The organism is Yersinia enterocolitica subsp. enterocolitica (genome assembly GCF_901472495.1).
In the GTDB taxonomy this organism is placed as follows: Bacteria; Pseudomonadota; Gammaproteobacteria; order Enterobacterales; family Enterobacteriaceae; genus Yersinia; species Yersinia enterocolitica.
In genome coordinates this window covers 4,352,921-4,370,378 of sequence record NZ_LR590469.1, presented here as the reverse complement: position 1 = coordinate 4,370,378, position 17,458 = coordinate 4,352,921, and the positions used below count along the sequence as shown (strand labels likewise).

Here is a 17,458-nt window from a genome sequence, read left to right as displayed (position 1 = left end):
TCTTCACGTCCATTAAATCTGACAAATATGCCGATAAGCGCTAAAACAACTTGTAAGCGCTAAGCCAAAGTTGGTCGTTATCCGGTTGAGAAGTTGCAGCCTGGCCGGTGCGATGTGCCCAAGTCAGATTCAAGAAATAATCTGCCGGACGAGAGAGAGCGATATAGGCACCAAAGCCTGACAGGTTGATATTATTTCCCGTCAGTCCCTCGATAGGCTGGCGAAAATAGGATCCCCATCCTTGGTCAAAAAATGCCGCAACCGTGATTTGATTGCCCGCACCAGCCCAATCTAGAAACGGGGGTTGCCAACGAGTCCGTAATTCGGTGGTAAAAAGCGTGCCTTTATCCACCGCTCCTTCGCCAATACCGTAAGCCCGAACCGCCAATGGCCCTCCCAACAGCAGTTTTTGTGAGCTATCAAGATTCTTACTGGCCATTTGACCGGTAAATTGGTTGAAGAAAGAGAAATAAGGGCCAAAACCCTGATCATGACCCGCGCGATAATTAAAGCGGGCAAAAGTACCGCTAATACCGGTCAATGAATTCGTGCTCTGACTAAATTCGTCATCCAATGAAAGGTGACCTGCGGTGCCCAGTAAATTAAAATGGCTTAACCCGCGTGGCACTGCGGAAAAAGTGCCATCAATCTCAAACTCACCGGCATCCAAATTACGTTTTTGTTCCGGTAATAGAATCAGTGCATCACGCATTCTGCTCTGATGGTAACCCGCATTCGCATCAATCCGCGCCGCTGAATTACGTATCCACGGATGACTCAGACTAATACCCCAACTGTTAGAATGACCTCGAGCATCCAATATTTCGAAAGGCCCCTTCAGGGTATAATCCAGGTAACTATAATTAAGCGCTGCGCGAGTGCCATAGGTATTAATGGGAAAGTTGTAGTCCAACATACCATTGAATACATCTGCCGAGCTGGATAAAATAAAATCGGCTCGTAATTGATCCCCCCATCCTGTTGGATTATTAACAGCCCCTCCGGCTAATAACCGATTATGACCAGAGTAATCATTACCTTGATTATCTATGCCGATATAGCCCATTGCAGCCTGTCCTGGGGTAATATCAGCATAAATTCTCGTCATTCCCGATTGGGTTCCTGGCTTTAATGCCAAAGCCGCATCAACTCCCGGTATTTCATTAAGAATGAGGGCGGTTCTTTCAAGGCGAGATAATTCAGCTGGGGAAGCCGCACAATCTTTATTGCCAAAGATTCCCACTTCTTTACCACAACTATTACTTTCAATCATAGCAGCAGCAAAGTCAGTATTCAGCCGACTCAGATTATTGACTTCCGGATTATCTAATCGGCCAGCAATAATACGAACGACGACAATACCTTCACGAATAGTTTGTGGCGGCAATATTGCCTGAGCGGCAACGAATCCCTGTTGTCGATAGAAACGAGTGACCGCCAAAGTCATGGCTTGCAAATCGTTAAAGGCTAATCTCTGCCCTAGCCAGGGAATAATGACTCCACGTAGCGCTTTATTATTTCCGGCAGCAGTCTGTAATAACTGAGTATCCCCCTCAAATCTAACTTCACGTAAAATGATTGTTTCCGTCGCTGTAGTACGACCTGGTGAAGGGGGCGAAATCAAAGGCGAAAGTTTAACTTCAGCCTTCTGTGGTGCAAGTAATGCTTCCGGTGTGGTTTGCCGTATTTCGTTACTAATCGTACCCGCATTAGGTACATTTATTACCTGAGGAGCGGAAACTGCCTGCGAACAAAAAAAAAGGGTTGATATTATTACCGTAAAGCTAAAATTATTCTGATGCCGTGATTTTTCTGGATAATAAAAATATCGCATAAAATACGCCTGCTTAGCATGATGACAATGCCAGTTTAAATAAAAAAATAAGTTATTTAACGCTGGCCCATTAGGGTCGATTTTTAGTTGTGTTTTTATAAAAATTAAACAGAACGTGCTAACTGCAATAATTATAAATACCCTAAAGAGGGTTCTCTATTGTTTCAGACTAATATTCAGTTCATATTTATAACAAATAGTTATTTGTGGTAGATATATCATAATCAACATAAAATAATAATTACATTTAATTCAAACGACTTATTGGATTGGTTTTATTTATTATAAATAGCCGAGTAATAACGCAACCAAATGAAATACATAACCTAAAAACAGAACAAACCTTCTAAATAATATTTATTGCAATTAATTGCATAAAAATTATAAGTTATAGATAAAACCAATCATGACAGCAAAAAAATTAATACTTTTTTTAAAATAACAGAATCATCAATTTTTTATCCAAATGTTAAATATGCTATTTTATATTTTTAAAAATACCATACCTAATAGTAATTCACATAATAAAAAACCCGTATTACTTAACGAGGTTCAGACTGCTGACAAAGTTGATAAGCGGGGAAATGTGCCGAATGGGTCGTAACGGCGTGAGCCGTCGGAGCGGCCATCGGTACAGCCGCCCCGCCAGTCTCGGTGCGATAACATGGGCTTGTCATCAACATTAACCCCGTATTACTTAAGGGGTTACTGTATTTTCATTCAAATAACTATCGCGTTGGGCTATAAATAATCTTTGCTATCCATTCTGTCTAATACGAGCAATCAAATCATCAATGCTATCTATACGTGACGCGGCCAAAATCAAAGTACGCCCCAAACTCAAAGCATGCCGCTGACATGCCCGGCGCATCTCATCATCAGCGATACTATCCAGATCAGCCACATGGGCCAGCCCAATGGTACGTCGGATCAATTCACTGCCACAATATCCCACTGCATCTTGCCAAACCTGCTGGAGAAATAACCGAGCGTAACCCGCCGTTGCCAGCGCTGAATCTTGTGTTTTTTCCTCGCATAATGCCAGAAAACGGTGGGAGAAGGTTTCCCACAAAATATGAATATCTTTCAACCGCTGTTCACGGCCCGCCGCGGCGTCCCTTGGGCCAGCTAACCCCGGCAAACCACAATAGTTGAGCAGTAAATTACCCAGTGCGGTGCCCACATCAAAACCTATCGGGCCATAGAAACCAAACTCGGCATCGATGGCTTTCAAGCGGCCATCAGCGACAAAAATGGAACCGCTGTGAATATCACCGTGCAGCAATGCTTCAGCTTTGCTCAAAAAACGGTGCTTTAGCGAAGCAACAGCCAACTTGAGTGCATCATCCTGACGTAATGCCAGCACCTCGGGTAATAGAGCCGGATCGAAATTATTACGCTCATGATCAATGTAGGGATCAGTAAAGAACAGATCTTCGGTAATTTGGCACAATTCTGGGTTGGTATAGCGACTGACCGCGGCCTTTTTAGCTTGAGCCGACTGATAAAAATCGGAAGTATGGAATAAAGTTTGCGCTAAATACTCAGCTAATTGCCCCGCCGCTTGCGGATAGTATTTTCCTTTCACCAATTCACTGCGCCAGATTTCGTGATCAGATAAGTCCTCCTGAACCATCACCGCCAGCTCTGCATCGTGATGCAGAACATTAACCGTATGTTGTGGGCAAAATTGGCCGTGGGTTAACAGAGTTTCGGCTTCTATTCTGGCGCGATCCAGGGTCAGCGGCCAAGACTCTCCCACACAACGCACATAAGGCAGTGCTTGTTTAACAATCACCCGACTCATCCCCGCAGCATCACGGATTTTAAACACCAGGTTGAGATTCCCATCGCCAATTTCGTCGGCTGTCACCAGCGCCAATGGATCAGCTATTTGACCAAATTGGCGAGCATATTCAACGGCATCCGCAGCAGTAAATGTATGGTAGCGCGACATCTTCAACCTCATTATTCTTTATCTGATTCTGATTCACTCACCGCCAACCATTTGCTTAGCCGTGAAATTATTCCCTGTTCGAGCAAAAAAATCCATATTTAGGCGTAAAACCATATAGACGTCTACACATCCGTAAGATATGTTGGCAGAATAAGAAACCAGATGCAATAACGCAACATGGATTTAACTGACAATGCAGACGCTTAACACGCTTGATTTACAAACGACCAGCTTAAAGATTGTTGATGGGAAGCTGTGGATACTTGACCAACAAACCTTGCCACAACGCCAGGAATGGCTGTCCGCCGATACGGTGGAATTGCTGATTGAGCATATTCAAGCGCTGCGCGTACGCGGCGCGCCATTGATTGGCTTATCAGCCAGCCTGCTGTTGGCTTTGTTGGCAGAGCGCGGTTTGCCGCAAGCCCAGCTTGAACAAGCACTGATTGCGCTGCGAGAATCGCGTCCAACCGCCGTGAATTTAATGAATAATCTAGCGCGGATGCAGCAGGCGTTATTGCAGGCTAACTGGGTCGCAGCCATGACTCACGAAGCATTGCGTCTGGTAGAGGAAGACCGCGAGTTATGTGAGCGGATTGCCCAGCATGGGGTGCAATTGGTTAAGCCTGACAGCAACTTACTCACCCACTGCAATACCGGCGGGCTCGCTACTGCGGGCATTGGTACTGCTATCGGCGTGTTACTGAGAGCGCATCAGCAAGGTAAGATCAAGCAGGTGTGGGTAGATGAAACCCGCCCATTGCTGCAAGGTGGTCGCTTAACCGCTTGGGAACTAGGCGAATTAGGGATTCCATATCAATTAATTTGTGATTCGATGGCTGCCAGCCTGATGGCTCAGGGCAGAGTCGATGCCGTCTGGGTGGGCGCTGATCGCATTGCGGCGAATGGCGATGTAGCGAATAAAATTGGTACCTACAGTTTGGCCGTATTGGCGAATTATCACCGCATTCCATTCTACGTAGCGGCCCCGCATACCACTCATGATCCTGACTGCCCAAATGGCGCGGCCATCCCCATAGAGCAACGGGATGCCAGCGAAGTCAAAGGGGTATCAGGCGGTTTCGGCCATTGCCAATGGGCACCTGCGAATGCGCCGGTGTATAACCCGGCGTTTGATGTTACCCCAGCCGCATTAATCAGTGGCTGGGTGCTGGATAGCGGTGTTATCACGCCAGGACAAGTAGCCGCAGGATTCTTCCAGCCGAAGAATTAAGCAGTATTTGAAATTTTATCCCCAAAGTCATTGGAGTCGCAGGTAGGCAGCAAGCGAACGCATCCCGATGAGCTTACTCAAGTAAGTGATTCGGGTAAGCGAGCGTAGCTAACACCCCTGCGGCTTTAAGGACGAAGGGGATTAATCCAGACGCGGATACGAGTCAGCTATCTTATCGCCGGTAAAACGCGCTACCCAACCCTCTGGATTATCAAATACCCGAATAGCGGTAAAATTCGGTTTAGAACCCATATCAAACCAATGCGGTGTATCCGCTGGAACTGACAGTAAATCATTCTTTTCACAAAGAATTTGGTAAATCTTACTATTGAGATGCAAGCAAAATAACCCGGCTCCTTCGACAAAGAAACGCACTTCATCTTCACCGTGGGTATGTTCTGATAAGAATTTCTCGCGCAATACTTCACGCTGCTCATTATCAGGACGCATACTGATCACATCCCAGCTTTGATAGCCCTTTTCCGCTACCAGCCGGTCAATTTCATGCTGATAAGCTGCAATCACAGCGTCCGGTTGTGGGTTCTCGCCCAGTTCGCGATCCGCCTGCCAGCGCTCAAATCGTACGCCAATAGCGGTCAATTGCTGTTGAATTTCCTCAGCATCTCGGCTTTGCCACAGCGGCTGTTCTGGCTGCTCATCACTAAAAATGGTTAATCCGCTCATGCTGTAAAACCCTCTATGTCTATTTCATCAAAACGGCTGACTTGGAGATGACGGCTTTCGCTGTCGGGAAGATCTCGAATCAACTGACAAGTCTGCCAACCGGCAAGCTGTGCGGCATCCAATTCTTGGCGGATATCAGATAAAAACAGCAATGCTTGCGGGGCAATAGCCAGCTGATGAGCAATATTCTGGTAAGCGCTCACTTCGCGCTTTGCCCCAACATGGGTATCAAAATAACCACTGAATAATGGCTGTAAATCACCTGCATCACTGTAACCAAACAATAATTTCTGAGCATCAACCGAACCGGATGAATAGACATACAACTTCAGCCCTTGCTGCTGCCAATCAGCCAGTTGCGGCGTAACATCGGGGTACAGATGGCCACGAAAATCACCTTGCAGATAACCGCTGCGCCAAATAATGCCCTGAATGGCTTTTAGCGCAGTAGATTTGCGGTCTTCATCCATAAAACTGTGCAATGTGGTAATCAGAGTTTCAATATCTGCATCCGGTTGTTCAACCTCACGCCGCAAGCTGAGCAATGCGTTCGCAACCTCTTCATCCTGCTGATGTTCACGTAAAAAAGGCGTCAGCCGCTCACGAGCATATGGAAACAACACTTGCTGGACAAAGCGGATGTCGGTAGTGGTGCCTTCAATATCGGTCACTATTGCCTGAATCATTTTGCCCCCAGTTTAAAATTGGCATCCAACAGACGGCGTTGCAGTTCACACTGGAACAGGAACTCCAGCCCTTCCAAATGACGGCGGGCTTCAGACACACTATTTCCCCAACAATACAAACCATGCCCACGGACCAAAAAACCATAACGTAATGGATGATTATCAGCCAGCGCGGCAACTCGCTGTGCCAAGGCCGGGATATCCTGATCATTATCGAAGATGGGGATCACCACGCTATCCAGATGACTGCGTTGCCCCGAGAGGGATTTCTGCATCTCGTAGCCGTGCAATACCAACTCATTGCTACGCTCGACGCGCGATAGCACCGTAGCATTCACCGAGTGAGTATGTAATACCGCATTGATTTCAGGGTACAGCCGATAAAGCAGGGTATGCAGGCCAGTTTCCGCTGACGGGGTGCGCCCGCTGGGAACATGGTTATTGGCCGTCTCCACCAGCAAAAAATCATCCGCGGTCAAACTCCCTTTATCTTTGCCCGACTCCGTAACCAGACATTGAGCGGAATCTAGCCGCAGGGACATATTGCCGCCGGTCGCTGGGCACCAGCCCTTCTCGCCAATCCAGTGGCAGGCGGCTAGCAGCGCGCCGAGTTGTACATTTTCTGTCATTGCATATCCCTGTTGTGGTGTTGATGTGCTATGGCATGTTGCCACTGCAATCGGCATGACGACATTTGTTAGCGCAAAAAAATCATTAGCATAATTTTATCTATGCTTAGCCAATTTCGTCATTTAGCCGTTTAAACATCTAAGCGTCTTGATTGCCAAATCTTAACATCGTGTTATATTGACAGCAACATACAGCGCCAGGAGTATTCACCTGCCATGAGCACTTTATCTTTTATTCCAGACAGTAAATTACCCGCACAGGGCACCACAATCTTTACGCAAATGAGTGCATTGGCGCAAAAACATCAAGCAATTAACCTGTCGCAAGGCTTCCCTGATTTTGATGGCCCAGATTATTTAAAACAACGATTAGCCTATCATGTTAGTCAGGGCGCAAACCAATATGCTCCCATGACCGGCGTCGCACCGCTACGCACCGCCATCGCCGAGAAAACAGCTAAAATCTATGGCTGGCAACCCGATGCCGATAGCGAAGTCACTGTCACCACCGGTGCCAGCGAAGCACTCTTTGCCGCCATCACCGCGCTGGTGCGCCCAGGCGACGAAGTTATTTGCTTTGATCCCAGCTATGACAGTTATGCCCCAGTAGTTAAATTGGCCGGCGGAATACTCAAACGCATTGCGCTTAAACCTCCCGCATTCAACACCGACTGGGCTGAGTTTGCTGATTTGATATCTGAACGCACCCGATTGGTGATTGTGAATACGCCACATAACCCCTCGGCAACAGTTTGGCGCGCAGCAGATTTTGAACAATTGTGGCAAGTGATTGCTGAGCGCAATATCTATGTTCTCAGTGATGAAGTATACGAACACATCTGCTTCAGCGCGGCAGGCCATGCCAGTGTGTTGGCTCATCCACAATTGCGCCAGCGGGCTATTGCGGTCTCCTCTTTCGGCAAAACTTTTCATATGACCGGCTGGAAAGCGGGTTATTGCATCGCCCCTGCGGCGATCAGTGCCGAAGTGCGCAAAATTCACCAATATTTGACATTTTCGGTGTGCACTCCAGTTCAATTTGCACTGGCTGACATGCTTAATAGCGAACCGGAACATTGGCAACAATTGCCGGAATTCTACCGCGCGCGCCGCGATCGATTCGTCAATGCGCTGTCAGCCAGCCGATTCAACATTCTACCCAGTGAAGGAACTTACTTCTTGTTGGCCGACTACAGCGCTATTTCTGATCTCGACGATGTAGAGTTCTGCAAATGGCTCACCGAACACGTAGGTGTCGCCGCGATACCTTTATCAGTATTCTGCGCAGGCCCGTTCCCCCATAAATTGATCCGGTTGTGCTTCGCCAAACAGGATGCCACGCTGGATGCTGCTGCGGAGCGATTGTGTCAACTTTAAAACTAACTCTGCTGCAACAACCGCTGGTGTGGCTGGATGCTCAGGCGAATCTACGCCACTTTGACATGCTGCTGGAATCCATACAGCAGCGTGATGTGATTGTATTGCCGGAAATGTTTACCAGCGGTTTTGCGATGAATGCCGCTGAAAATGCATTGCCAGAAAACGAGGTCATTGATTGGTTACGCCATTGGTCGGTGCGCACCGATGCTCTGATTGGCGGCAGCGTAGCTCTGAATACCCCTGACGGCGCAGTTAACCGTTTTCTGTTGGTGCAGCCAGATGGGACAATCCATCACTATGACAAACGCCACTTATTCCGTATGGCTGGTGAGCACCATCACTACCTGGCGGGTAAAGAGCGTAAAGTTGTTGAGTGGCGCGGCTGGCGAATTCTGCCGCAAGTTTGTTATGACCTGCGCTTTCCGGTGTGGTCGCGCAATCAGCAAGATTATGATTTAGCTCTGTATGTCGCTAACTGGCCTACCGCCCGCGCTAAACATTGGCAAACTCTATTGGCGGCACGAGCAATAGAAAATCAGGCTTATGTCGCTGGCTGTAATCGGGTTGGTGATGATGATAATGGTCATCATTATCAGGGGGATAGTGTGATTTTGGATGCCCTGGGCGAGATTCTGGCCCAGACAGAACCAAGGCAAGCGGCGCAACTGGATGCGGAGTTGTCTTTAGAAACCTTACAGGCCTATCGGGAAAGGTTTCCGGCTTTCTACGATAGCGATAAGTTTTTGTTGTTGTAAGTTAACCACGACACAATCTTAAGCGCTGAGGATAGACAGAAGAGTAAATTGAACTGCTACCCGATTTTAGCGAGGTTAAGCTGCCCTGCGGCTGGCGGATTGTGGCAGCGCATGTGAGTTTAATTTCGGAGTGAATTTGGTTTGGTTTGGTTTGGTTTGATGATCAGGTTCGGTTGTTAAAGCACCTGAGTCAACTTAACCATTGCCGCCTCAACCGCCAAAGGGGGCTGCGGCCCCCTTGTGGAATCCCGCGCTTGCGCCCGTATCGCTTGCCCACTGCGTGGGTTCCCTCACTCATCATTTCGCTGACGGACCGGGCCGATTCGCATCCATGCTCAAGCGGCCCTCGCTCGGCATCCATGCCTCGCGTCCTACCTTCATTCTTCACTCGGCGGCTCAAATGTGCTTTTAACATCAAGGTCAAAAACCGTGGTTTTGATTTTGAGCGCAATCAGGAATATTGCCGACAAGAATGGAGGGTAGAGTGAGCGGACATGGACAAATCTGCCGGGAGCAGATTTGAACGCTGCTTGCAGTGGCCCCGAAGGGGTGAGTCCCAAGGACGGGACGAATACCTCGGCGAAAAGCGCGCTTGGGCAGGGATGCCCTCCTGCTCGGTTGAAGCCGCAGAGGTAAGGTGATAACTGAACGTCTATCAACCGAAATCAGATCCCATACTCTAACAACCGAACTAAATCACTTAATCAACCATCAACCATCAACCATCAACCATCAACCAAACCTACCCAAAACTAAACTGAATTAAAGTGAGGTAAAATTTATCTATTGGTTTATCACCTTTATTTATCTAATACTGTCGCTCTTTTCAATTCAGAATAATTCGCTATGACACAAAAAACCGAAAACGCCGGTTTAAGCCCAGCATTGATTGTCTTGATGTCGGTCGCTACCGGACTGGCGGTTGCCAGCAACTATTATGCCCAGCCACTGCTGGAAACCATCGCACAAGCCTTTAACCTTTCGGTCAATCAGGCCGGTTTCATCGTAACGGCGGCTCAGTTAGGCTACGCGGTGGGGTTAATGTTCCTGGTTCCTTTGGGGGATATGTTTGAGCGGCGCGGGTTGATTGTCGGTATGACTCTGCTGGCGGCAGGCGGCATGCTGATTACCGCGATGTCGCAAAACCTCGCGATGATGATTGTCGGCACCGCCCTCACCGGCTTGTTCTCGGTGGTGGCGCAATTGCTGGTGCCCTTAGCCGCCACACTAGCTGCACCGGAAAAACGCGGTAAAGTGGTCGGTATTATCATGAGCGGCCTATTGTTGGGTATTTTACTGGCACGAACGGTGGCGGGCGCATTGGCCTCCATCGGGGGATGGCGTACCATTTATTGGGTTGCCAGTGTATTGATGATAATCATGGCGTTGATTCTATGGCGCTATCTGCCGCGCTATAAGCAACATTCCGGCCTCAATTATGGTCAGTTGCTCGGCTCAATATTTTCTTTATTTATCCGTACCCCAGTGCTGCGCACCCGCGCCTTACTGGGTGCACTGTCATTTGCCAACTTTAGTGTCTTGTGGACGTCAATGGCTTTCCTGCTGGCTTCGCCACCTTTTGGCTATTCAGAAGCCACGATCGGGCTATTTGGTTTGGTCGGGGCGGCGGGTGCATTAATGGCCACCAAAGCTGGTCAGTTGGCAGATAAAGGAAAGGCGCGGATAACCACCAGCGTGGGTTTGATATTATTGCTGTTGTCATGGATCCCAATAGCCCTGGGACAGCATTCAATCACTGCACTGATAATCGGGATTATCGTGTTAGATCTGGCCGTTCAAGGGGTGCATGTCACCAATCAGAGCGTGATATACCGCATGATGCCAGAAGCCAGAAATCGCTTAACTGCGGGTTATATGACCACTTACTTTATTGGTGGGGCATTAGGTTCCCTGATTTCAGCCGCCGCCTATCAACATGCAGGCTGGTATGGTGTGGCGCTTGCCGGACTGGTGCTATGTATCTTGAACATCACCACCTGGTTGGCTGGTAAACGCTTTGATCCCCCTGCTAATCAACCGGTCGAGTAATCTTAATTAGTTAGCTAACTAATAATCAATTGAGATATAAATTTGGGTTATAGGGTATTAAGACAATTACCACTCTGGTAATGTTACTTAACTTTTATTATCCCGTAACCCAAATTACCGATAGCTGACCCTATGCAAAGCCAAACCACCGACTCCCCCTCGACGGCCCAGCCGACCGCCACCTTTATTGAAGGAATAACCGATAGCCTACCGATTGTTATCGGTTATCTACCCGTTGCTTTTGCCTTTGGTTTGAGTTCGGTAAAACTTGGCTTTACTCCGTGGGAAGCTATTTTCTTTTCTTGCATTATTTATGCCGGAGCCAGCCAATTCGTTATTACCGCCCTGCTCAGCGCGGGGATGTCATTGTGGGTTTCCGCCTTGACCGTGATGGCTATGGATGTCCGCCATATCTTGTACGGGCCAGCACTGAAACACCGCATTGTAACCAGGTTATCTGGCAAAAAAACGGCGCTGTGGGCCTTTGGTCTTACTGATGAAGTGTTTGCCGCCGCAACAACCAAGCTAATGAAAGATCAACGGCGCTGGAGTGAAAACTGGATGCTTGGCATCGCGTTCACCTCTTGGTTGTCTTGGGTAGCTGGCACCGCTATCGGCGCGATGTTTGGTCATGGGCCGCTGGAAAATTACCCGGCGATTGAAGCATCACTCTCCTTTATGCTCCCGGCGCTATTCCTCAGCTTCTTATTGGCCTCGTTCAAACGCCAATACAGCCTTACCGTTATTGCTTCACTGACCGGAGCCTTGCTGGGCGTGCTGCTGTTCTCTATTCCGGTGGCTATTTTAGCCGGTATTGGCGGCGGATGCCTGGCAGCCCTGCTCCAACCCGTCCCCGAGACCGTTATAGAAAATAACGAGAGTGATAAAGAGGAGCCGAAGCCATGAATATGGATGTTGTGATCATTGGTTTGGTGGTGGGAACGGTCAATTACCTGTTTCGTTATCTGCCGCTGCGCCTGGGGCCTGCCCGTAAACAAGCAGGCCTGCAACGAGGGAAAGTCTCCCTGTTGCTAGACAGCATCGGGATCGCCTCTATCTGTGCGTTGTTGGTGGTTTCCAGTACCCCGGAGATAGTGCATAACCCACAGAAATTAATTCCTACACTAATTGGTTTTTTAGTTATCTGTGGATGCTTTTATAAAACCAACAGTATTATCTTCGCCACCTTACTGGGAGCACTCAGTTACGGTCTGACATTCAAATTACTGATGATTTTGGCATAACAATTTGCCTGAATTGTGAACTGAAACACAATATCCTTACAATTAATAATACTAATTATTCACACACAGTGACTGAATAACACGAATTGCTAAATTTTTCTCTTATTAACCCGTTTACATTATTAGTCACTACCGTTACTGTACCATTTGAAATTAATGAGGCTCCTTATAATGGAAAGTTCCTTTAGTCCCATCGAACAGATGCTTAACTCTCGTGCCAAACGTCAGAAAGATTTCCCTTACCAAGAAATTCTGCTGACGCGCTTATGTATGCATATGCACAGTAAGTTGCTGGAAAATCGCAATAAGATGCTGAAAGCACAAGGGATTAACGAGACCCTGTTTATGGCGCTAATTACACTGGAAGCACAAGAGAGCCACAGTATTCAGCCGTCAGAACTCAGTGCCGCACTGGGGTCTTCACGCACCAATGCCACCCGTATTGCTGACGAGTTGGAAAAGAAAGGCTGGATTGAACGCCGTGAAAGCCACAATGACCGCCGTTGTTTGCATTTACATCTGACCGAGGCGGGCGTTGAGTTTTTAAATCAGCTACTTCCCCCACAACATAAGTGTCTGCATTTTCTTTGGTCAACACTGGACGCCGACGAGCAGCAACAGCTTGAAACGCTGACGCGCAAGTTGCTGACGCGTTTGGACCAAATGGAAATACCGGAACAGTAATTCCACCGGTTCTATCCAGATACATAACTTTATCCAGGTAAATCACTATGTCATCCCCACATAGCTGGAGACTCGCGCCCCTGCTCGTCGTACTCATACTGGCGGGCTGCGCCTCAAGCGATAATATTGCTCCTCAGTCTCAAATGCTGGATAACCAACAACTGCAATTGGCGCAACCCAAAGTCAGCTCGTTGGCACTCAGTCCTCAGTGGTGGCGGGTACTGGAAGATCCCCAACTTGATGCTTTGATGTCCCAAAGCTTACAAACCTCGCCTTCGCTTAAACAAGCGGCGGCACGGGTGCGTGAAGCACAAAGCGTAGTGGGTCAGGCTGATGCAGCAAATGGCCCCAACCTGGACCTCAACGGTAGCAGTAAACGAGAAAAGGTTTCGCAAAATACACTACAACCGTTCTTGCAGTCGTATCCTGACAAGCCCTTGTATGAAACCTCCAATATTCTTGGCCTGAATCTTAGCTATGAGTTTGATTGGTGGGGTAAATACCGCAATCGGGTCAATGCCGCCAATGCACAAGTTAATTCTGCCCGTGCAGAACAGCAGCAGGCCGCGCTGACACTAACCAGCTCAGTGGCATCGGTTTATTACCAATTACAGAGTAATTTTGCCCTGCAAAATGTGTTGCAGCAGGAAGTCGATAATAATGATCGTCTGGCTGAACTGCGCACTAAGCAATATCAGGCGGGCATCTATGGCATTGAAATCCCACAGCAAACAAAAGCTCAGGCGGATACGGCCAAACAACAAATCATTCAACTGCAATCTCAAGGTGAACAACTGAAACATCAGTTGGCAGCGCTGACAGGGCAAGGCCCGAATGCCACACAAAATTTACGCCAGGTGCCATTACCAGATATCACCCGCCTGGCCCCTAAAGGCGAGCTGACCACGGATTTATTGGGCAAACGGCCGGATATTGCTGCTCAGCGCCAACTGGTTGAATCTTATGACCAGCGAGTTAAAGCGGCACGTAAAGAGTTTTATCCCAGCTTATCCATTACCGGATTTGCCGGGCTATCTACCACTAACTTCCAGGGCACCAACCCTAATCTGTTGGAAGCGGCCAGTCAGGCATGGAACTTTGCTCCAGCCATCTCACTGCCCATTTTCCACGCTGGCGCGTTGCGCAGTAAGTTAGGCGAGGAATCAGCCCTTTATGATGAAGCGGTTGAATCCTATAACCAAACCATCCTCAATGCTGTGCGGGAAACGGCGGATGCCATCACCATCCAACAAAGCAGTCAACTCCAGCTACAGCAAGCTATATCCGCATCGCAATCTATGCAGAAGGTTTATAACGTCGCCGACGCTCGATATACGGCAGGGATTATCGGGCGCGATGAACTGTTGATTAGCCAGTCGCAATACCTGCAACAGCAGCAATCAGAACTCAATGCCAGCAACAACTTATTGCAGGCCAAGATTGGTTTGATCCGTTCACTCGGTGGTGGCTATCAGGCCCCCGTCAGTGATGGTTCACAAAATAAAACAATATAATATGTGGGGAAGACCATGAGCACAAACGCGGAAGCTCAAGTGCCGCAACAACCGCAGAATAAAAAGAAGCAACGTAAACGCGTGCTGCTCTTACTGACGGGTATTTTTATTATTATTGGGGTGGCTTACCTTATTTATTGGTTCCTGGTGCTGCGTCATCACCAAGAGACTGATAATGCCTATGTTTCGGGCAATCAGGTACAGATAATGTCACAGGTTCCTGGCAGTGTGGTCAGCGTTAATTTTGAAAATACTGATCTGGTCAAAAGTGGCGATGTGCTATTAACACTTGATCCAACCGATGCGGAACAAGCTTACGAACAGGCGAAAACTGCACTGGCAAATACCGTGCGCCAAACCCACCAGCTCATAATTAACAGCAAACAGTATCAAGCCAATATTGCGCTGAAGAAAACTGAACTGAGTAAAGCACAAAATGACCTGAAACGCCGTGTGGTGCTGGGTTCTGTTGATGCAATTGGTCGTGAAGAACTGCAACACGCCCGTGATGCCGTCGATGCAGCACAAGCTTCATTGGATGTGGCGATTGCGCAATACAACGCCAATCAGGCGCTGGTGCTGAATACACCTTTGGAAAAACAACCGGCGGTCGAACAAGCTGCGGCCAAACTGCGTGATGCCTGGCTCGCCCTGCAACGCACCAAAGTTGTCAGCCCAATTACCGGTTTTGTTTCGCGTCGCAGTGTGCAAGTGGGCGCTGAAATTGCCAATGGTGCGCCATTGATGGCGGTCATTCCGGCTAATGAAATGTGGATTGACGCTAACTTTAAAGAAACACAATTGGCCAATATGCGCATTGGTCAACCCGCCACGATAGTGACTGATTTCTACGGTGACGATGTCGTCTTCCAAGGGAAAGTTGTCGGTCTGGATATGGGAACAGGCAGCGCCTTCTCACTGCTACCCGCCCAAAACGCCACCGGCAACTGGATCAAAGTGGTTCAGCGCTTGCCGGTGCGTATTGAACTGGATGCCAAACAGCTGGCTGAACATCCGCTACGTATTGGTTTATCAACCACCGTTAGGGTAGACACCGCCGATACCGACGGCCAGGTGTTAGCGCAAAACGTGCGCAAAGAACCGGCATTTGTCACCAATGCGCTGTCATTGGATTTAGCGCCAGTTAATCAAATGATTAGCGACATTGTTCATGCGAATGCGGGTTAATGTTGATGCAAATGCAAGTTAAGCGCGCCGGAGGCCTCTGTGGCACAAAAACCGCTTGAGGGTGCCCAACTAGCCTGGATGACGGTCGCATTATCATTAGCGACTTTCATGCAGGTGCTGGATTCCACCATTGCAAACGTGGCTATTCCGACGATTGCCGGAGATCTTGGCTCGTCCAACTCCCAGGGCACATGGGTTATCACCTCATTCGGTGTGGCAAATGCGATTTCCATCCCGATCACCGGTTGGTTGGCAAAACGCATCGGTGAAGTCAGATTGTTTCTGTGGTCAACCGGGTTATTTGCACTGGCTTCATGGCTATGTGGCGTGTCAAACAGCCTGGGGATGCTTATCTTCTTCCGGGTCATTCAAGGGCTGGTCGCAGGCCCATTGATCCCATTGTCACAAAGCTTACTCCTGAATAACTACCCGCCCGCGAAGCGAAGTATGGCCCTGGCATTGTGGTCGATGACTATTGTTGTCGCCCCAATCTTTGGGCCGATCCTCGGCGGTTATATCAGTGACAACTATCACTGGGGCTGGATCTTCTTTATCAACATCCCGATCGGACTGGTCGTCATTTTGATGGCCGGCAGTACGCTGAAAGGACGAGAGACCAAAACCGAAATCAAACCTATTGATACCGTGGGATTGGTATTATTGGTGGTGGGTATCGGTGCCTTACAAATCATGCTCGACCAAGGTAAGGAGCTGGACTGGTTTAACTCAACCGAGATAATCGTCCTGACGGTCATTGCCGTGATTGCCATTACCTTCCTGATAGTGTGGGAGCTAACCGACGACCATCCGGTGATTGATTTGTCATTATTCAAATCGAGAAACTTTACTATTGGTTGTTTGTGTATCAGCTTGGCCTATATGTTGTACTTTGGCGCAATTGTCTTGTTGCCGCAGCTACTACAGGAGGTGTATGGCTATACCGCCACCTGGGCCGGTCTGGCATCAGCGCCAGTGGGTATCTTGCCGGTGTTGCTGTCACCTATCATTGGACGTTTCTCGCATCGCATTGATATGCGGCAGTTAGTCACATTCAGTTTCATTATGTATGCGGTCTGTTTCTACTGGCGAGCATATACATTCGAACCGGGAATGGACTTTGGTGCCTCGGCGTGGCCGCAGTTTGTACAAGGTTTTGCTATTGCCTGCTTCTTTATGCCACTGACAGCGATTACTTTGTCCGGCTTACCGCCGGAGCGTATGGCGGCAGCATCCAGTTTGTCTAATTTCCTGCGAACATTGGCCGGGTCGATTGGTACCTCAATCACCACCACGTTGTGGACGCAAAGAGAGTCGATGCACCATTCGCAGTTGACGGAGTTTGTTAATCCGTTTAACCCGAATGCCACACAGATGTATCAGGATTTAGAGAAGCTGGGGATGAACCAGCAGCAAGCGTCGGCTTACCTGGCGCGAGAAATTACCAATCAGGGACTGATTATCTCTGCCAATGAGATCTTCTGGCTCTCGGCTGGAGTGTTCCTGTTGCTACTGGCTCTGGTGTGGTTTGCCAAACCGCCATTTACCTCCGGTGGAGGCGGCGGCGGTGCGCACTAACAGACAATGCTGATGACTAGTCCTGATATAGGTTGACACTTTTCA

General features: G+C 48.5%; 16 protein-coding genes. 10 read left to right on the top strand and 6 right to left on the bottom strand.

Going from position 1 to position 17,458, the window contains the following annotated elements; translation table 11 throughout:
- Positions 1 to 40: 40 nt before the first annotated feature.
- The 3 genes from FGL26_RS20555 to mtnK form a co-directional block, all read right to left on the bottom strand.
- Positions 41 to 1,834 carry a ShlB/FhaC/HecB family hemolysin secretion/activation protein gene (locus FGL26_RS20555; RefSeq protein ID WP_005167492.1) on the bottom strand — a complete coding sequence of 598 codons (1,794 nt, stop codon included), beginning with the start codon at positions 1,832 to 1,834 and terminating at the stop codon, positions 41 to 43.
- Between the two features lie 542 nt (positions 1,835 to 2,376).
- Positions 2,377 to 2,511 carry a hypothetical protein gene (locus tag FGL26_RS21795; RefSeq protein ID WP_255265351.1) on the bottom strand — a complete coding sequence of 45 codons (135 nt, stop codon included), beginning with the start codon at positions 2,509 to 2,511 and terminating at the stop codon, positions 2,377 to 2,379.
- An 80-nt stretch (positions 2,512 to 2,591) separates the two neighbouring features.
- Positions 2,592 to 3,791 carry an S-methyl-5-thioribose kinase gene (mtnK, locus tag FGL26_RS20550; RefSeq protein WP_005167488.1) on the bottom strand — a complete coding sequence of 400 codons (1,200 nt, stop codon included), beginning with the start codon at positions 3,789 to 3,791 and terminating at the stop codon, positions 2,592 to 2,594.
- Between the two features lie 193 nt (positions 3,792 to 3,984).
- On the opposite strand from mtnK, the gene mtnA reads away from it, so the two are divergent.
- Positions 3,985 to 5,025 (top strand): S-methyl-5-thioribose-1-phosphate isomerase, encoded by a 1,041-nt coding sequence (mtnA, locus tag FGL26_RS20545; RefSeq protein ID WP_032912606.1) that lies wholly within the window; start codon positions 3,985 to 3,987, stop codon positions 5,023 to 5,025.
- Positions 5,026 to 5,166: 141 nt separating this feature from the next.
- Here mtnA and FGL26_RS20540 read toward each other — a convergent pair whose 3' ends face one another.
- The 3 genes from FGL26_RS20540 to FGL26_RS20530 are packed head-to-tail and all read right to left on the bottom strand — an operon-like array spanning position 5,167 to position 7,024.
- Positions 5,167 to 5,709, bottom strand: a complete 543-nt coding sequence (locus FGL26_RS20540) for a 1,2-dihydroxy-3-keto-5-methylthiopentene dioxygenase (protein WP_005167484.1) — start codon at positions 5,707 to 5,709, stop codon at positions 5,167 to 5,169.
- Positions 5,706 to 6,395 (bottom strand): acireductone synthase, encoded by a 690-nt coding sequence (mtnC, locus tag FGL26_RS20535; RefSeq protein ID WP_005167481.1) that lies wholly within the window; start codon positions 6,393 to 6,395, stop codon positions 5,706 to 5,708. The genes FGL26_RS20540 and mtnC overlap by 4 nt, the downstream gene beginning before the upstream one ends.
- Positions 6,392 to 7,024, bottom strand: coding sequence for a methylthioribulose 1-phosphate dehydratase (locus FGL26_RS20530; RefSeq protein WP_005167480.1), 633 nt, complete (start codon positions 7,022 to 7,024; stop codon positions 6,392 to 6,394). Before FGL26_RS20530 ends, mtnC begins: the two co-directional genes overlap by 4 nt.
- Positions 7,025 to 7,240: 216 nt before the next feature.
- Here FGL26_RS20530 and FGL26_RS20525 point away from each other — a divergent pair, with 216 nt between their 5' ends.
- The 9 genes from FGL26_RS20525 to emrB all read left to right on the top strand — a co-directional run bounded on the left by FGL26_RS20525 (position 7,241) and on the right by emrB (position 17,413).
- Positions 7,241 to 8,401, top strand: a complete 1,161-nt coding sequence (locus FGL26_RS20525; protein ID WP_005167479.1) for a pyridoxal phosphate-dependent aminotransferase — start codon at positions 7,241 to 7,243, stop codon at positions 8,399 to 8,401.
- Entirely contained in the window at positions 8,389 to 9,159 is a 771-nt protein-coding gene (locus tag FGL26_RS20520) for an amidohydrolase (RefSeq protein ID WP_005167478.1), read from the top strand. Before FGL26_RS20525 ends, FGL26_RS20520 begins: the two co-directional genes overlap by 13 nt.
- A gap of 846 nt (positions 9,160 to 10,005) precedes the next feature.
- Complete coding sequence (locus FGL26_RS20505) at positions 10,006 to 11,208, top strand: MFS transporter (protein ID WP_005165008.1); 1,203 nt, start codon at positions 10,006 to 10,008, stop codon at positions 11,206 to 11,208.
- Between the two features lie 132 nt (positions 11,209 to 11,340).
- Positions 11,341 to 12,114 (top strand): AzlC family ABC transporter permease, encoded by a 774-nt coding sequence (locus FGL26_RS20500; RefSeq protein ID WP_005167477.1) that lies wholly within the window; start codon positions 11,341 to 11,343, stop codon positions 12,112 to 12,114.
- Positions 12,111 to 12,452 (top strand): L-valine transporter subunit YgaH, encoded by a 342-nt coding sequence (gene ygaH, locus FGL26_RS20495; protein WP_005165010.1) that lies wholly within the window; start codon positions 12,111 to 12,113, stop codon positions 12,450 to 12,452. Before FGL26_RS20500 ends, ygaH begins: the two co-directional genes overlap by 4 nt.
- Positions 12,453 to 12,623: 171 nt before the next feature.
- Positions 12,624 to 13,136 (top strand): transcriptional repressor MprA, encoded by a 513-nt coding sequence (mprA, locus tag FGL26_RS20490; RefSeq protein WP_005165011.1) that lies wholly within the window; start codon positions 12,624 to 12,626, stop codon positions 13,134 to 13,136.
- 47 nt (positions 13,137 to 13,183) lie between these two features.
- A complete protein-coding gene (locus tag FGL26_RS20485; RefSeq protein WP_005167475.1) occupies positions 13,184 to 14,650 on the top strand; it encodes an efflux transporter outer membrane subunit in 1,467 nt (488 codons plus the stop codon).
- 15 nt (positions 14,651 to 14,665) lie between these two features.
- A complete protein-coding gene (gene emrA / locus FGL26_RS20480; protein WP_005167472.1) occupies positions 14,666 to 15,838 on the top strand; it encodes a multidrug efflux MFS transporter periplasmic adaptor subunit EmrA in 1,173 nt (390 codons plus the stop codon).
- Between the two features lie 39 nt (positions 15,839 to 15,877).
- Complete coding sequence (gene emrB, locus FGL26_RS20475) at positions 15,878 to 17,413, top strand: multidrug efflux MFS transporter permease subunit EmrB (RefSeq protein WP_005165015.1); 1,536 nt, start codon at positions 15,878 to 15,880, stop codon at positions 17,411 to 17,413.
- Positions 17,414 to 17,458 lie beyond the last annotated feature (45 nt).

Bases quoted from the DNA above. Each gene is read 5' to 3' on its own strand.
- FGL26_RS20555 (WP_005167492.1), bottom strand. From the start codon at position 1,834: ATGCGATATTTTTATTATCCAGAAAAATCACGGCATCAGAATAATTTT.
- FGL26_RS21795 (WP_255265351.1), bottom strand. From the start codon at position 2,511: ATGACAAGCCCATGTTATCGCACCGAGACTGGCGGGGCGGCTGTACCG.
- mtnK (WP_005167488.1), bottom strand. From the start codon at position 3,791: ATGTCGCGCTACCATACATTTACTGCTGCGGATGCCGTTGAATATGCT.
- mtnA (WP_032912606.1), top strand. From the start codon at position 3,985: ATGCAGACGCTTAACACGCTTGATTTACAAACGACCAGCTTAAAGATT.
- FGL26_RS20540 (WP_005167484.1), bottom strand. From the start codon at position 5,709: ATGAGCGGATTAACCATTTTTAGTGATGAGCAGCCAGAACAGCCGCTG.
- mtnC (WP_005167481.1), bottom strand. From the start codon at position 6,395: ATGATTCAGGCAATAGTGACCGATATTGAAGGCACCACTACCGACATC.
- FGL26_RS20530 (WP_005167480.1), bottom strand. From the start codon at position 7,024: ATGACAGAAAATGTACAACTCGGCGCGCTGCTAGCCGCCTGCCACTGG.
- FGL26_RS20525 (WP_005167479.1), top strand. From the start codon at position 7,241: ATGAGCACTTTATCTTTTATTCCAGACAGTAAATTACCCGCACAGGGC.
- FGL26_RS20505 (WP_005165008.1), top strand. From the start codon at position 10,006: ATGACACAAAAAACCGAAAACGCCGGTTTAAGCCCAGCATTGATTGTC.
- FGL26_RS20500 (WP_005167477.1), top strand. From the start codon at position 11,341: ATGCAAAGCCAAACCACCGACTCCCCCTCGACGGCCCAGCCGACCGCC.
- ygaH (WP_005165010.1), top strand. From the start codon at position 12,111: ATGAATATGGATGTTGTGATCATTGGTTTGGTGGTGGGAACGGTCAAT.
- mprA (WP_005165011.1), top strand. From the start codon at position 12,624: ATGGAAAGTTCCTTTAGTCCCATCGAACAGATGCTTAACTCTCGTGCC.
- FGL26_RS20485 (WP_005167475.1), top strand. From the start codon at position 13,184: ATGTCATCCCCACATAGCTGGAGACTCGCGCCCCTGCTCGTCGTACTC.
- emrA (WP_005167472.1), top strand. From the start codon at position 14,666: ATGAGCACAAACGCGGAAGCTCAAGTGCCGCAACAACCGCAGAATAAA.